Below are 14106 nucleotides of genomic sequence, written 5' to 3' on the forward strand. Positions count from 1 at the left end.
ATCCACCATGCCCGGCCATATCGTCAGCTCCTACGACACCGACCTGGAGGACCTGCGTCGCTCGATCTCGGAGATGGGCGGCGTGGCCGAGAAGATGACCGCCGAGGCGACCGACGCCCTCGTGCGCCGCGACGACGCGCTCGCCCAGGCGGTGATCCTCGCCGACAAGCGCCTCGACGCGCTCCAGCGGGACATCGAGGAGCGCTCGGTGCTCCTCATCGCCCGGCGCCAGCCGCTGGCGATCGACCTGCGCGAGACCATCTCGGCGATCCGCGTCTCCGGCGACCTGGAGCGGATCGGCGACCTCGCCAAGAACGTCGCCAAGCGCGTCGTGGCGATCTCCGACCACGCGCCGGCGCAGAAGATCGTGCTGGGCGTCCGCCACATGAGCGACCTCGCCGAGGGGCAGCTCAAGGACGTGCTGGACGCCTATGCGAGCCGCGACATCCAGGCGGCCCACGATGTCTGGGAGCGCGACGGCGAGATCGACGCCCTGTACAATTCCCTGTTCCGCGAGCTCCTGACGTACATGATGGAGGATCCGCGCAACATCTCGTTCTGCACGCATCTCCTGTTCTGCGCCAAGAACGTGGAGCGGATCGGCGACCACACGACCAACATCGCCGAGACGATCCACTACCTCGCCACGGGCGAGACGCTGGCGGGCGACCGGCCGAAGAACGATGCATCGAACTACGCGACGGTGGACGGCGGCAAGGCTCCGTAGCCGAACCGCCTCGACACAGGCGCCGCGGCGCGCTCAGTCCTGTCGGGCGGCGCCAGAGAATCGGAGGCTGCGGGTTGAGGCTGAGCGGCGCCTCCCGCAGCCTCCGCCTGAGCGCCCGCTCCGGAGGGAGCCGGCGTCTCCGCAGGCCGAAGGGCGCCGCCTCGTGAACGGGTCATCGAACGTGAGCATGCAAGTCCTGATCGTCGAGGACGAGGAGGCGCTGACCACCCTGCTGCGCTACAACCTCGAGGCCGAGGGCTTCGTCGTGGACTCGGCCGCGCGGGGCGACGACGCGGAGCTGCTCCTGGCCGAGCGGATCCCCGACCTGGTCCTGCTCGACTGGATGCTGCCGGGTCTCTCGGGGATCGAGCTCTGCCGCCGCATCCGGGCGCGCCGCGAGACGGAGCGGCTGCCGGTGATCATGCTCACCGCCCGCGGCGAGGAGGGCGACCGGATCCGGGGGCTGGGGACGGGGGCGGACGACTACATCGTCAAGCCCTTCTCCGTGCCGGAGCTCCTCGCCCGGATCCGCGCGCTGCTGCGCCGGGCCAAGCCCGCCCATGTCTCGGACCGGCTGGCGGCCGGCGACCTCGAACTCGACCGCACCGGACACCGCGTTCGCCGCGGCGGCGAGGAGCTGCATCTCGGGCCCACCGAGTTCCGGCTGCTGGAGTTCCTGATGCTGGCGCCGGGCCGGGTCTTCTCCCGGGAGCAGCTCCTCGACGGCGTCTGGGGGCACGACGTCTACATCGACGAGCGCACCGTGGACGTGCATGTCGGACGCCTGCGCAAGGCGCTGAACGGCCCGCGCCAGCCCGACCCGATCCGCACGGTCCGCGGCTCCGGCTACGCGTTCGACGAGACCTTCTCGCTGGGGGCCTGAGGCGGCCCCGCTCAGCGGACGAGCGCGGCGCTCCGATCCGCGGCGGCCGGCACCGCTTGCAGGGCCGCCAGCACGACCCCCTCGGTGAGGATCTGTGGCAGCACCTGCGGCTCCCCGGTGCCGCTGTAGAGCAGGTAAAGCGGCACGCCGCTGCGCCCGTGCTTCTCCAGCAGGCGGGTAATCTCCGGGTTCTGATTGGTCCAGTCGCCCTTCAGGTAGGTCACGCCGCGCTCGGCCATCGCGGCTCGCACGGCCTTGGTGTTGAGCGAGGTCGCCTCGTTCACCGCGCAGGTGATGCACCACGCCGCGGTCATGTCGACGAAGGCCGGCCGGCGGCCGTTCACCAGGGCATCGAGGCGTGCCTGGGTGAAGGGCTCGATCCCGTCATGCGCGGCCTGCGCGGACGGCGTCGCGCGATCCTGCGGCACGGTCACGGCGAGGCCCGCGACGGCAACGAGGGCCAGCGCCGCGGCGCCCTGCGCGACGCGGCCGGTCCTGGGCGGGGCGGTGCGCCCCAGCTCCCAGGCCCAGGCGGCGAAGCCCACCAGCACGAGGCCGATCAGCGCCGCCAGGAGCCCGCGCGGATCGACCTGCTGCGCCAGCACCCAGACCAGCCACGCCACGGTGGCGTAGACCGGGAAGGCGAGGACCTGCTTCAGCGTCTCCATCCAGGCGCCGGGCCGCGGCAGCGCTCGGAGCGCGGGTGGCCAGAGAGTCAGGACCAGGAAGGGCAGGGCGAGGCCGAGGCCGAGGCTCGCGAAGACGGCGAGGGCCACGGCGGCGCTCTGCGTCAGGGCGAAGCCCACGGCCGAGCCCATGAACGGGGCCGTACAAGGGGTCGCCACCAGGGTCGCGAGGACACCCGTGAAGAACGAGCCGCCGAGACCCGCCCGCCGGGCGAGCCCGTCGCCTAGGCCGGCGAGACGCCCGCCGACCTGGACAACACCCGACAGGCTCAGGCCCATGGCGAAGAGCAGGTAGGCGAGCCCCGCCACCACGAGGGGCGATTGCAGCTGGAAGCCCCAGCCGATCGCCGCGCCCCCGCCCTTGAGGGCGATCAGCACAGCCGCGAGCCCGAGGAAGCTCGCCAGCACGCCGGCCGTGTAGGCAAAGCCGTGCATCCGCAGCCGGGCCGGGCTCTCGCCCGCGTGCCGCACGAGGCCGAGGACCTTGATCGACAGGACCGGGAACACGCAGGGCATCAGGTTGAGGATCAGCCCGCCGATGAAGGCGAAGGCCGCCGCGGTCGCGAGCGTCAGCGCGTCGAGTTCGGCCGCCACCTGCGGGACCGGGGCCGCGGAGGGCGGGATCGACGAGGCCGCCGCGGCGGGCGCCGGCTCGTCGCCGTACGCGAAGGCGAGGCGCCGGGTGCCGGCATCGCCCACCTCCTCGAGGGTGAGCACCCCCGGCAGCGCGCCGGGGACCGCCTCGGCCGGGCTGCTCCGGGCCAGGGTGAGGTGCAGCCCGGTGTCATCGATCGCCGCCACCTGCGCGGCGGCGTTGTCGATCGCGGTCTCGGAATACGGGAAGTACGCGACGTTCCGGATGGCGTCGGCCTTGAGGCCGCCGGCCGCGAAGTCGAGCCGCAGGGTGTCGCCCTGACTGGCGAGGCGCAACGGCCACAAAGCCGGGACCGGCAGGGCCGCGCGGGCACGGGCGAACAGCTCGGCATTGGCCGGATCGGGCTTCGGCTCCCCCACCGGCAGGGTGAGGGCGAGATCGGCCGAGCCGGGGACGCACTCGGTCTCGCAGACGAGGTAGGTCAGCTTGGCCTGGATCCGGACCGGGTCGGCGGGATCGAGGCTCGGCGGCGGCGTGACCGGCACGAGGAGCGTGACCTCACCCTCGTAGCCGTAATTCATCAGCGTGGCGATCGGGATGCGCTCCGGCGCGGGCCACCGGATCGCCCCGGCGTTGAAGCCCGCCGGCAGGGTCCAGGTCACCTCCGGGGGCAGGCCGGAATCCCCGGGATTGCGCCAGTAGACGTGCCAGCCGGGCTTCACCTGCATGCGAACGGCCAGGGTGAAGGGCTGCGCGCCCGCCACCGCGGCGGGCTCGGCGGCGAGGCTGGACCGCACGAGGTCCGACGGCGTTCGGAAGCCCTGGGGGAAACCTTGCGCGACCGCGACCGGGAGGCTTGCGGCGAGCGCCAGGATCAGGATGGCGAGGCGGATCATGCAGTCCCTTCGCGCGCCGGGCGGCCGCGGTTTCACGCGCGGTGCTTCATGCGCTGCGCGGGCCGTTCCATGATCGTGGCCTTACCATGGGTGGCGCCCGAAATCGCCGGCCGGCCGCTCAGTCCGAGAGCGGCGCGATGGCGCGCTCCAGCCAGGCGCGCGTCTCGGCATCGAGCCCCGGCGCGAGCGTCGCCCGCACCCTCTCATGGTAGGCGTCGATCCATGCGCGCTCGCCCGGGTCGAGCAGGTCCGGCTCGATCAACCGCCGATCATACGGCGCGAGCGTCAGCGTCTCGAAGCCCAGCATCGGGCGCTCACCGTCCGCGATCGCGCGGGGCTCGACCAGAACCAGGTTCTCGATCCGGATGCCGTAGGCGCCGCGGGCGTAGTAGCCCGGCTCGTTGGACAGGATCATGCCGGGCTCCAGAGCCACGGTGCCGGTCTTGGCGATCCGCTGCGGACCCTCGTGCACCGACAGGAAGGCCCCGACGCCGTGGCCGGTGCCGTGGTCGAAATCGAGGCCCGCCTGCCAGAGCGGCGCCCGGGCGAAGGCGTCGATCTGGGCGCCGGTCGTGCCGGTCGGGAAGACCGCACGGGCGATGGCGAGGTGGCCCTTCAGCACGCGGGTGAAGCGGTCGCGCATCGCTGCGCTGGGTGCGCCGACCGCGACGGTGCGGGTGATGTCGGTGGTGCCGTCGGAGTACTGCGCCCCGGAATCGATGAGGAACAGCTCGCCGGGCTGCACGGTCCGGTCGCTGGCGCGGGTCACCCTGTAGTGGACGATCGCCCCGTTCGGGCCGGACCCCGAGATCGTCGGGAAGGAGACGTCGCGCAGGTCGCCTCCGGCGGCGCGAAAATCCTCCAGCGCCTCCACGGCGGCGATCTCGGAGAGCCGGCCGGCGGCGGCGGCGGCGTCGAGCCAGGCGAGGAAGCGCACGACGCTCGCCCCGTCGCGGATATGGGCGGCGCGCGCGCCGGCGATCTCAGCGGCATTCTTGACCGCCTTCATCCCGGTGATGGGATCCCGCCCGACATCGGCGGTGCCGCCGGCCGCCTCGATCTTCTCCTTCAGCGCCACGGCTCCGGTCGCCGCGTCGAGCCGGACGCGGACGCCGCTCAGGGCGGCCAGCCCGTCGTCGAGTTCGGCGCGCGCGAGGATCTCGGCCGCGGGGGCGAGGGCGGCCCGCAGGGCCGGATCGACGTTCGACGAGACCAGGAACAGGCGCGCCGCGCCTTCGCGCGGCAGCACGGCGTAGCCCAGCGCCAGGGGCGTATGGCCGACATCGGAGCCGCGCAGGTTGAACGCCCAAGCGAGGTTGTGCGGGTCCGAGATCACCAGCGCGTCGCAGCCGCCCTCCGCCAGGGCCGCCCGCACCCGGGCGAGCTTCTCCGCGACGGTCTCCCCCGCGAGCGCGTCCGGGTGAACCACGACGGGTCCGGCCGGCGGCTTGGGGCGCCCGGCCCAGACGGCGTCCACGAGGTTGGGGACAGCCCGCACCGCGCCGCCGGCCTTCGTGGCCGCCCGCTCCAGGCGTGCGACACCGTCCGGCGTATGCAGCCAGGGGTCATAGCCGAGCACCTGATCGCGCCTGAGATTGGCGCCGATCCAGGCCTCCGGCGTCGCCTCGGAGAGCGGCACGACCGTGAGGATGCCGGTCTCGACCTGCTCGGGGGCCTGCAGGGTGTACCGGCCATCCACGACCAGGGCGGCGCTCTCCGTCAGGATCAGGGCGGTCCCGGCCGAACCGGTGAAGCCCGTGAGCCAAGCCAGCCGCTCCGCATCCGCGGGGACGTACTCGGATTGATGCTCGTCGGCGCGGGGCACGACGAAGCCGTCGAGGCCGGTCTCGCGCAGGGCGGCGCGCAGGGCCTCGATCCGCTCGGCACCCTTGCGGTGGCTCGGGTCGTCGAAGGTCTGGAAGCGGGGGCGGGGACTCGGCTCTGTCATGGCGCGAGCGTAGCGCCCGGCGGTCCCAGCCCGCAACAGCGCAGCAATGACCGGCGCGCGCCCACAAGTAGCGGTTAGAAAATCGTGTCCAATCTTATCACGCCGCCCAAATCGGTCTATTCCAAGCTTATGCCACGCCGCGTTTACTACCGGATCAGCGACAGAAGGGACGGCCGCTTCGACGCCGTCGTCACGCTCGAGCCGGATACCGTCATCCGGCGCGACGGCTTCGTCTCGCTCGGCGAGGCCGAGGAGTGGATCGAAGGCCTGCGCGTGCTCATGGCGGCGCTGGGCGCCCCGGTGGCGCAGGCGGATCCCACGCCGTCCACGACATCCGCCGTGGCGGAGCCCGGCAGGGCACGCCCACCCGGACGGCTGCGCGCCGCGCACTGACGCGGCGCAGGCGGTCGCGGACCGCGACGACAGACTCCCCGATGGCCGGCCGCCCGTGATCGGTAGCCCACGCGCGCGGCGCGCCGTCCCGCCAAGCCGTCCGGGCGTTCGAACGCGCCGGGTCCGGCGCCGGCGTGGGACGGCAGCGGCGCCCCTCAGCGGCGCGGTCTGCGGGCCGCGCCCCCGCGCATCAGGACAAGCGCGACCCAGCCCTCGATCACGCCGCGGCTCACGAGGGCGAAGCCCTGGAGGCGATAGGCCGAGAGGACACCCGGCACGTCGCGCTCGATCAGACCGGACAGGACCAGCACGCCCTCGGGCGCGACGACCCGCGACAGCGTCGGCGCGAGCAGCCGCAGGGGGCGCGCCAGGATATTGGCGAAGACCAGATCGAAATGGCGCGACCGGTCCGCGAGGCGATGGCGCACGCCCGCTCCCTGGTAGAGCTTGAGATAAGGGCCGAGTCCGTTGGCCCGCGCGTTCTCGCGGGCGGTGCGGACCGCCTCGGGATCGAGGTCGCCCGCTACGACGGGTTGGCGCAACGCCTTCGCGGCCGCGAAGGCGAGGATGCCGGTGCCGGTGCCGACATCGAGGACGTGGGCCGGGCGTCGGCGTTTCAACGCGGCGACCAGCGCCCGAAGGCAGCCCAGCGTCGTCCCGTGATGGCCGGTACCGAAGGCCAGGGCTGCCTCGATCTCGATGGGCAGGTCGTTCGACCGCACGGCATCGCGATCATGCGACCCGTGGATCACGAATCGGCCGGCGCGGACCGGCTTGAGTCCCTCCAGCGAGGTGCGCACCCAATCCTGCTGCTCGATCGTGCGGAACTCCGCCGTATCCGCCGCCGCGCCGATCACCGGCCGGATCAGAGACCGGACATAGGCCTCGTCGGGCGCGTCGGCGAAGTAGGCTTCGAGCAGCCATGTCCGCCCGTCCGCATCCTCGAAGGCCGCCACGGCGGTCTCGGTGGGGTCGAACATCTCGCCCAGCAGATCGGTCATCGCCCGGGCCGAGCGTTCGTCGGTCAACAGGCGCAGGACGTGGGACGGGCGGTGGGGCGGCAGGCCTTCGAGCATGGTCGGGCTGTAACGCCGGGAGGGGCATCATCACAGGGGGAGGCTGCGAAAAATTCCGCCGGACGGAACGCGACCCCGGAGACCGTCCGGGACGCGGCCGGGCGGGACCGGCAGCTTGTTGCCGGCCGGACACATCGGGCAATACTTGTCTCCGGACGGTTTTTTAAAGAGTGTCCATCCGGATCGCGTGTGCTTAAACAGTCTCGGCTTACCCAAGGCCAGACCCTCAACTCCGGCGCGCCGATCTTCGGAATCCGGCGCGCCAGTTTTGACAGATCACAGCGCTCCATGAATTCGCCCCTCCTCTTCAGCGTCATCGTCGCGCTCCTGACGGCGGGCGCGGCGGCGCTGTGGGCGATGCTCGTGGCCGCGGACATGACCGGTCTGCCGGACGCGGATGCGACAGAGCCGCGCGACATCCGAACGTGGTGACGCGGCCGGCGTTGCCGGTTTCGGGGCGATCGCGATTCGCAGCGGGCGCCGCACAGGAATGCGGCAGGGTGTCCACGCGTTAATCACGAGATGCGGGTCGGCACGGAACTCGCCCGGCGGAGCGGCGTTTTTGCCGGCTTTCGGCGTGTATGGCGATTAAGCAAGGTGCGTACAGCGTGACCAAGTCCAGGCGTTCCGGCCCCCGGGGGCCCGTGGTGGTCAACGATGCTTCCGCGCCGGTGCGGCCCCGCGACCGGCTGTTCGGCGGCCCGGCCCCTGAGGGACCGCTGCCGGGCCATTTGCTCGTTCTCCTGAGTCGTCTGCACCGCGCCGAGGCCGCGCCGAAGGAACGCCGCGAGGGACAGGGCGGCTGAAGCCGGAGGGCGGCGCGCCCCGGATCCCCGCCACTTGGCCGATGCTGAGGGGGACCCTATGATTCCCGCCGTGCCCGGTTGGACGTAGCGGGTCGCGACAGGGATCGACCCTCCATGCGCCCGACACGACGGACCTGGATCGCGGGCGCCTCCGGGACGCCGGCGCTGCCCCCCGCTGGCGGATCGGTGCGCGTCGCCGCGGTCGGCCTGAAGAATGCCCTGGACCGAGCCTCGGCCGCCCGGACCTGGGGGACGGGCGAGACGGTGCGGATCACCGACGCGGGCCCCGACGGGTCGGCCCAGCAGATCGACACCGCCCACCCGACACGGCGCGGGCTCGCCACATTCACGGCCGACAGCCGCCCGCCGATCGCGGATCCGGCGGCGCGGATGATGGATCCGGGCAACCCGAACGCCGCCGCGCTCCCGCCTCACCTGTGCAGCCCCGGCACCGGCGCATCCTTCGCGCGCCAGGGGTTCGCGGTGGTCGGGAAGCCCGGCCCCGGCCGGTAGCGGCGCGCCCCGTCGTGCCCGGCCTGACCCCGGAGGAATGGACCGCCGTCGCCCTGAGCCTGCGGGTGGCCGCGGTGGCGACGCTCGCGAGCCTCGGCCCGGGCCTCGCCGTGGCGTGGCTGCTGGCCCGGCGCCGGTTTCCCGGCCGCGCCCTGCTCGACGGGCTGGTCCACCTGCCCCTGATCCTGCCCCCGGTGGTGACCGGCTACCTGCTGCTGCTGGTCCTCGGCCGCCGCGGCACGCTCGGGGCCGCCCTCGCGGAGATCGGGATCGTGTTCTCGTTCCGGTGGACCGGCGCGGCGCTCGCCTGCGCGGTCATGGGCTTCCCCCTGATGGTGCGGGCGATGCGCCTGTCGATCGAGGCGGTCGACCGCCGGCTGGAGCAGGCTGCCGCGACCCTGGGCGCGGGACCGCTGGCGGTGTTCGTCACGGTCACGCTGCCGCTGAGCCTGCCCGGCTGCATCGCGGGAGCCGTGCTGGCCTTCGCCAAGGCAATGGGCGAGTTCGGCGCGACCATCACCTTCGTGTCGAACATCCCGGGCGAGACCCAGACGCTGCCCTCGGCGATCTACACGCTGACCCAGGTTCCCGGCGGCGAGGGGCCCGCCTTGCGCCTTACCCTGGTGTCGATCGCCGTGTCGGTGACGGCGCTGCTGATCTCGGAATTCCTGGCGGCGCGGGCCGGGCGACGGCTGGGAGCGGGCTGAGTGGCGTCTCGACCGCGGCCGGACCATCGACCGGGGACGCGCCGCGTCCCGCGCGCCGGCAGCCGCTCACGCGTACGCGTAGGGGCCGCCCGCCGCCAGGGCCCGCCCGTAGGCCGGGCGGGCGTGGACCCGCGCGAGCCACGCCGCGACTGTCGGACCGGTGCCGGTGCCGCGCGCCGCGAAGGCCTCCAGGGGGAAGCTCATCATGATGTCGGCGGCGGTGAAGTCCGCCCCGCAGAAATAGGGCCGGTCGGCGAGTTCCGTCTCCCAGTAAGCCGCGTGCCGGCGCAGGTCCGGATCGACGAAGCCCTGGAGCACCTGCCCGGCGATCCGGCGGACCAGGGGACGCAGCAGCCGGGGGCTGCCGGGCTCCAGGCGGGAGAAGATCAGCTTGAGCAGCAGCGGCGGCATCGCCGATCCCTCCGCGTAGTGGAGCCAGTAGGTGTAGCGCCTGTGCGCCTCCGTGCCCGGTGCGGGCTCCAGCCGGCCGCCTTCCTTCGCGGTCAGGTGGGTGACGATCGCGCCCGTCTCGGCGATCACCGTGCCGCCGTCCGTGATCACCGGAGCCTTGCCGAGCGGGTGGACCGCCAGGAGCTCCGGAGGTGCCCGCATCGTCCGGGGATCGCGGTCGTAGCGCTGCACCCGGTAGGGCAGCCCGAGTTCCTCGAGCAGCCACAGCACGCGCTGCGATCGGCTGTTCTCAAGGTGGTGGACCGTGATCATCGCGGGGGTGTCCGGGCCGGCGCCGGATCGCGCCGCGCCCCCTGTTACCCGAGAGCCGCCGCGTGAGCATCCAGGTCGACGTGCGGCTCCGGCGCGGGGCCTTCGCGCTCGAGGCCGCCTTCGCGGCCGGGGCGGGTCTGACGACGCTGTTCGGACGCTCGGGCTCGGGCAAGACGACGCTGATCGACCTGATCGCCGGCCTCACCCGGCCCGACCGGGGCCGGATCGTCGTGGGCGGGACCGTTCTGGTCGACACCGCAGGTGGGACCTTCCTGCCGCCCCATCGGCGGCGGATCGGCGTGGTGTTCCAGGATGCACGGCTGTTCCCGCATCTCAGCGTGCGGGGAAACCTCGGCTACGGCCGGGCCCGCGCGCGCCAGGGTCGCGACCCGGCGACCCTCGACAGGGTGACCTTCGATTCGGTGACCGACATGCTCGGCATCCACCACCTCCTAGACCGGCGGCCCGCCGGCCTCTCGGGCGGTGAGCGCCAGCGGGTCGCGATCGGGCGGGCGCTCCTGGCAGGTCCGCGGCTGCTCCTGATGGACGAGCCGCTGGCCGCCCTGGACGAAGCCCGCAAGGCCGAGATCCTGCCGTATATCGAGCGCTTGCGCGACGAGACCGGCGTCCCGATCGTCTATGTCAGCCACGCCGTCTCGGAGGTGGCGCGGCTCGCCACCACGGTCGTCGTTCTGGAGGCGGGGCGCGTGGCCGCCGCCGGCCCCGCGGAGGCGATCCTGCGCCGGGCCGACCTCGTGCCCGTCCACGAGGCCGAGGCCGGCGCACTCCTCGACATGCGCGTGGAGGGAACCGACGCGGAGACGGGCCTCACGGACCTGACCGGGCCCGCCGGGCGGCTGCTCGTGCCGGGGCTCTCGCTCCAGCCCGGGACGCGGTTGCGCGTCCGCATCCCCGCGCGCGACGTGCTGGTGGCCACCGAGCCGCCGCGAGGCCTCAGCGCGCGCAACATCCTGGCCGGACGGGTCAGCCGGCTGATCCCGTCAGGATCCGAGATGGCGGTGGAGATCGATTGCGGCGGCGCCTGCATCGTGGCCCGGCTGACGACGGCGGCCGTCCGCGAACTCGGCCTCGCGATCGGGCGTCCCGTCTACGCGATCGTGAAGAGCGCCGCCTTCGATCCGGCGGGGATCGGCCTCCTGCGCTCACCAGTGACGATCTGAGCCTTGCGGATCCGATCCCGCTCCTGCCTCGCGGCGGAGCCGTTCGCGGTCCCTGAGGCGCGGCAACGCGAGGCTGCCCGTCACCCCATCTGCGTCAGCAGCGTGAAGGCCCCGAAGATCAACACCGCGCCGACGGACGCGGCCAGCAGGATGAGGGCAGCCCGCGACTCCCGAATTTCCGGTGACATGCCCCCTCCGTCTCGGCGCGTTGGCTCGCGGCAAGGCCCCGAGGTTCGCACCGATCGGACGGCCTGTCGACACGGTTCGCCGTTACGCCGCGTGCCGTTTGTCCGATCCGGCGCCGCCTTCGACCGATGGCGGCGCGCTGTCGAGAGCGGCGCTATCCTCGCCGACGCGCAGGGTGGGGCAATCGCTCCGAGAAAGTTTGTTCACTCCTGAGCCAGGGCGTCGCGTCGACGCGCAGACCCCACGCTCATCATCCCGGGGCGGCGCAGCGGCGCCCGGGATCCCTGTTCGCCGACGGATCGAGACACTGCTCCGTCGGCGGCTCCGGGTTGCCGGCCGCGGCGTGCCCCTCGGGTCCGGTCTCCCCTGAGCGACCGCGGACCAATAGGGCGGTCGGTGACGCCGGCAGCGGCCTATCCGGCAGAACGAGCCCCCGGAAGCGCCGGGGGGCCGGCAAGGGGGCCGCTCCGAAGCGATGGGGGCCTGCCGCGGCGAGCGCCGCCGGTTGACGGTCGGGCACAGCCGTGACCATCTTTGTACCGATCGGTACAAACCCTGGAGCAACCTTCCCATGACGGACCGCCCGCCGCTCCCGCCCTTCACCGCCGAGACCGCCGCCCAGAAGGCCCGCATGGCCGAGGATGCCTGGAACGGGCGCGATCCCGAGCGGGTCTCGCTCGCCTACACGCCGGACAGCGTCTGGCGGAACCGGAGCGAATTCTTCACGGGACGCGCGGCCATCGTGGCCTTCCTCGAGCGCAAGTGGGCGCGGGAACTCGATTACCGGCTGATCAAGGAACTCTGGACCTTCGGCGGCGATCGCATCGCCGTACGCTTCGCCTACGAGTGGCACGACGCGGACGGACGGTGGTACCGCGCATACGGCAACGAGAACTGGGAGTTCGACGCGCGCGGCCTGATGCGGCGGCGGATCGCCAGCATCAACGATCTGCCGATCACGGAATCCGAGCGGAAGTTCCACTGGCCGCTGGGCCGGCGCCCCGACGACCATCCGGGGCTCAGCGACCTCGGCCTCTGACGGCCGTGCGTGGCCGGGCGGAGCTGCTTCCCGGGCTCGCGGAGGTGTTTCGCGAGCACGGCTACGAGGGCGCGAGCCTGTCGCTGATCAGCCGGGCGACGGGCCTCGGGAAGGGCAGCCTCTACAACCTCTTCCCCGAGGGAAAGGCCGAGATGGCCGCCTGCGTGCTGGCCGAGATCGACGGGTGGTTCGAGGCCAACCTGTACGCGCCGCTGCGCGCGGCGGAGCGCCCCGCCGCGGCCGTCTCGGCGATGTTCGACGCCGTCGAGACGTATTTCCGCTCCGGGCAGCGGGTCTGCCTAGTCGGGGTCGTGGCGCTCGGCTCGGAGCGCGACCGATTCGCCGGGGCGGTGCGGTGCTACTTCGCCCGCTGGATCGCAGCCTTGGCGGGCGCCCTGACGCGGTCCGGCCGGGAGCCGGCGGCGAGCCTCGCCCTTGCCGAGGAGGTCGTGGCGCAGATCCAGGGAGCCATCGTCCTGGCCCGGGCCCTCGACGAACCCGCCGTCTTCTCCCGGGCGATGACGGCCCTGAGGATTCGGGTCGCCGCCGCGGGCTAGGCGCCGCGGCGGCCCCGCACAGGCCGATCAGGCGGCGGTGCGGCGCTCCACCATCCGGGCGAGGAACGCGCTGCCAATCGGGATGATCGAGTCGTCGAAGTTGTAGCCGGCATTGTGCAGGCCGGGACCGGGATTGGCGCCGAGCCAGACATAGGCGCCGGGCACCGCCATGGTCATGTCGGCGAAATCCTCGCTGCCCATCTTCGGGACCACGTTCGCCTCCACCTTGTCGGCCCCGACCAACTCGGTGGCGATCGCCGTCGCGGCTGCGGCCTGCTCGGGGGCGTTCTCCAGGACCGAGAACACGTCCTGCAGGTCGACCGTGACCTCCGCGCCGTATGCCGCGCCGAAGCCCGCCGCCAGCTCGCGCATGCGGGTGCCGGCGAGTGCCCGAATCTCCTTGTCGAAGGTACGGATCGTGCCGGCGAGGTGCGCCGTCTCGGGAATGACGTTGTAGGCGGAGCCCGCCTCGATCCGGGTGATCGACAGCACGATCGATTTCAGCGGATCGGCGTTGCGCGAGACGATCGACTGGAGCGCCTGCGCGAGTCCGGTGGCGACGATGATCGGGTCGACGCCGCGGTGCGGCTGGGCGGCGTGGATGCCCCGGCCGCGGATGTGGATGTCGAAGAAGTCGGCCGCCGCCATGATCGGGCCGGGCCGCAGCTTGATCATGCCGTGGCCGCCGCCCGGCTGGTTGTGCAGGCCGTAGATCTCGTCGCAGGGGAAGCGCTCGAAGAGCCCGTCCTTCAGCATGGCCCGGGCGCCGCCGCGGCCTTCCTCGGCGGGCTGGAACACGAACACCGCCGTGCCGTCGAAATCGCGGGTCTCGGCGAGGTAGCGGGCGGCGCCGAGGAGCATCGTGGTGTGCCCGTCATGGCCGCAGGCGTGCATCTTGCCGGCGTAGGTCGAGCGGTAGGGGAGGTTGGTCTCCTCCTCGATCGGCAGGGCGTCCATGTCGGCGCGCAGACCGATGCGCTTCCCGTTATCGGTGCGGCCCTTGAGCAGACCGACGACGCCGGTGCCGCCGATCCCGCGATGCACCTCGCAGCCGAAGGTCTCCAGAAGGTCGGCCACGATACCCGCGGTCCGCACCTCCTCGAAGCCGAGTTCGGGATGCGCGTGCAGGTCGCGGCGCAGCGCCGTCAGCTCGTCGGCGTAGGCCTTGATGTGGTCGATCGGGCTCATGT

14 protein-coding genes are annotated in these 14106 nt (G+C 72.6%); 9 read left to right on the forward strand and 5 right to left on the reverse strand.

What is annotated here, in order from left to right; translation table 11 throughout:
- The first annotated feature begins 7 nt into the window (after positions 1–7).
- Both phoU and phoB read left to right on the forward strand, forming a co-directional pair.
- Entirely contained in the window at positions 8–727 is a 720-nt protein-coding gene (phoU, locus tag MKK82_RS13800) for a phosphate signaling complex protein PhoU (RefSeq protein ID WP_238287626.1), read from the forward strand.
- A 187-nt stretch (positions 728–914) separates the two neighbouring features.
- Entirely contained in the window at positions 915–1610 is a 696-nt protein-coding gene (gene phoB, locus MKK82_RS13805) for a phosphate regulon transcriptional regulator PhoB (protein ID WP_238287625.1), read from the forward strand.
- Positions 1611–1621: 11 nt separating this feature from the next.
- Here the strand turns inward: phoB and MKK82_RS13810 are convergent, their stop codons facing one another.
- Positions 1622–3787 carry a protein-disulfide reductase DsbD family protein gene (locus MKK82_RS13810; protein WP_243986067.1) on the reverse strand — a complete coding sequence of 722 codons (2166 nt, stop codon included), beginning with the start codon at positions 3785–3787 and terminating at the stop codon, positions 1622–1624.
- Between the two features lie 118 nt (positions 3788–3905).
- Positions 3906–5735 carry an aminopeptidase P family protein gene (locus MKK82_RS13815; RefSeq protein WP_238287621.1) on the reverse strand — a complete coding sequence of 610 codons (1830 nt, stop codon included), beginning with the start codon at positions 5733–5735 and terminating at the stop codon, positions 3906–3908.
- 84 nt (positions 5736–5819) lie between these two features.
- On the opposite strand from MKK82_RS13815, the gene MKK82_RS13820 reads away from it, so the two are divergent.
- A complete protein-coding gene (locus MKK82_RS13820) occupies positions 5820–6128 on the forward strand; it encodes a hypothetical protein (RefSeq protein WP_238287620.1) in 309 nt (102 codons plus the stop codon).
- A 155-nt stretch (positions 6129–6283) separates the two neighbouring features.
- On the opposite strand, the gene MKK82_RS13825 is transcribed toward MKK82_RS13820, so the two are convergent.
- A complete protein-coding gene (locus tag MKK82_RS13825) occupies positions 6284–7204 on the reverse strand; it encodes a 50S ribosomal protein L11 methyltransferase (protein ID WP_238287619.1) in 921 nt (306 codons plus the stop codon).
- Positions 7205–7492: 288 nt separating this feature from the next.
- Between MKK82_RS13825 and MKK82_RS13830 the strand changes: the two genes are divergently transcribed.
- From MKK82_RS13830 to modB, 3 genes are all read left to right on the forward strand, one after another.
- Positions 7493–7636 (forward strand): hypothetical protein, encoded by a 144-nt coding sequence (locus tag MKK82_RS13830; RefSeq protein WP_238287616.1) that lies wholly within the window; start codon positions 7493–7495, stop codon positions 7634–7636.
- A 488-nt stretch (positions 7637–8124) separates the two neighbouring features.
- On the forward strand, positions 8125–8523 hold the full coding sequence (locus MKK82_RS13835) for a hypothetical protein (protein ID WP_238287613.1): 399 nt from the start codon (positions 8125–8127) through the stop codon (positions 8521–8523).
- A gap of 14 nt (positions 8524–8537) precedes the next feature.
- Positions 8538–9230: a molybdate ABC transporter permease subunit gene (modB, locus tag MKK82_RS13840; protein WP_238287611.1), complete on the forward strand. Its 693-nt coding sequence runs from the start codon at positions 8538–8540 to the stop codon at positions 9228–9230.
- 66 nt (positions 9231–9296) lie between these two features.
- Here modB and MKK82_RS13845 read toward each other — a convergent pair whose 3' ends face one another.
- Positions 9297–9953 carry a glutathione S-transferase gene (locus MKK82_RS13845; protein WP_243986069.1) on the reverse strand — a complete coding sequence of 219 codons (657 nt, stop codon included), beginning with the start codon at positions 9951–9953 and terminating at the stop codon, positions 9297–9299.
- A 62-nt stretch (positions 9954–10015) separates the two neighbouring features.
- Here MKK82_RS13845 and modC point away from each other — a divergent pair, with 62 nt between their 5' ends.
- From modC to MKK82_RS13860, 3 genes are all read left to right on the forward strand, one after another.
- Positions 10016–11134 carry a molybdenum ABC transporter ATP-binding protein gene (gene modC, locus MKK82_RS13850; protein ID WP_238287605.1) on the forward strand — a complete coding sequence of 373 codons (1119 nt, stop codon included), beginning with the start codon at positions 10016–10018 and terminating at the stop codon, positions 11132–11134.
- Between the two features lie 757 nt (positions 11135–11891).
- Positions 11892–12359, forward strand: a complete 468-nt coding sequence (locus tag MKK82_RS13855; RefSeq protein WP_238287604.1) for a DUF1348 family protein — start codon at positions 11892–11894, stop codon at positions 12357–12359.
- A gap of 5 nt (positions 12360–12364) precedes the next feature.
- A complete protein-coding gene (locus MKK82_RS13860; protein WP_238287603.1) occupies positions 12365–12916 on the forward strand; it encodes a TetR/AcrR family transcriptional regulator in 552 nt (183 codons plus the stop codon).
- 27 nt (positions 12917–12943) lie between these two features.
- Here the strand turns inward: MKK82_RS13860 and MKK82_RS13865 are convergent, their stop codons facing one another.
- Positions 12944–14104 (reverse strand): M20 aminoacylase family protein, encoded by a 1161-nt coding sequence (locus tag MKK82_RS13865; protein ID WP_238287602.1) that lies wholly within the window; start codon positions 14102–14104, stop codon positions 12944–12946.
- Positions 14105–14106: the final 2 nt, after the last annotated feature.

Source organism: Methylobacterium sp. E-046, assembly GCF_022829625.1.
GTDB classification, from domain to species: domain Bacteria; phylum Pseudomonadota; class Alphaproteobacteria; order Rhizobiales; family Beijerinckiaceae; genus Methylobacterium; species Methylobacterium longum.

Bases quoted from the DNA above. Each gene is read 5' to 3' on its own strand.
- phoU (WP_238287626.1), top strand. From the start codon at position 8: ATGCCCGGCCATATCGTCAGCTCCTACGACACCGACCTGGAGGACCTG.
- phoB (WP_238287625.1), top strand. From the start codon at position 915: ATGCAAGTCCTGATCGTCGAGGACGAGGAGGCGCTGACCACCCTGCTG.
- MKK82_RS13810 (WP_243986067.1), bottom strand. From the start codon at position 3,787: ATGATCCGCCTCGCCATCCTGATCCTGGCGCTCGCCGCAAGCCTCCCG.
- MKK82_RS13815 (WP_238287621.1), bottom strand. From the start codon at position 5,735: ATGACAGAGCCGAGTCCCCGCCCCCGCTTCCAGACCTTCGACGACCCG.
- MKK82_RS13825 (WP_238287619.1), bottom strand. From the start codon at position 7,204: ATGCTCGAAGGCCTGCCGCCCCACCGCCCGTCCCACGTCCTGCGCCTG.
- MKK82_RS13830 (WP_238287616.1), top strand. From the start codon at position 7,493: ATGAATTCGCCCCTCCTCTTCAGCGTCATCGTCGCGCTCCTGACGGCG.
- MKK82_RS13835 (WP_238287613.1), top strand. From the start codon at position 8,125: ATGCGCCCGACACGACGGACCTGGATCGCGGGCGCCTCCGGGACGCCG.
- MKK82_RS13845 (WP_243986069.1), bottom strand. From the start codon at position 9,953: ATGATCACGGTCCACCACCTTGAGAACAGCCGATCGCAGCGCGTGCTG.
- MKK82_RS13855 (WP_238287604.1), top strand. From the start codon at position 11,892: ATGACGGACCGCCCGCCGCTCCCGCCCTTCACCGCCGAGACCGCCGCC.
- MKK82_RS13865 (WP_238287602.1), bottom strand. From the start codon at position 14,104: ATGAGCCCGATCGACCACATCAAGGCCTACGCCGACGAGCTGACGGCG.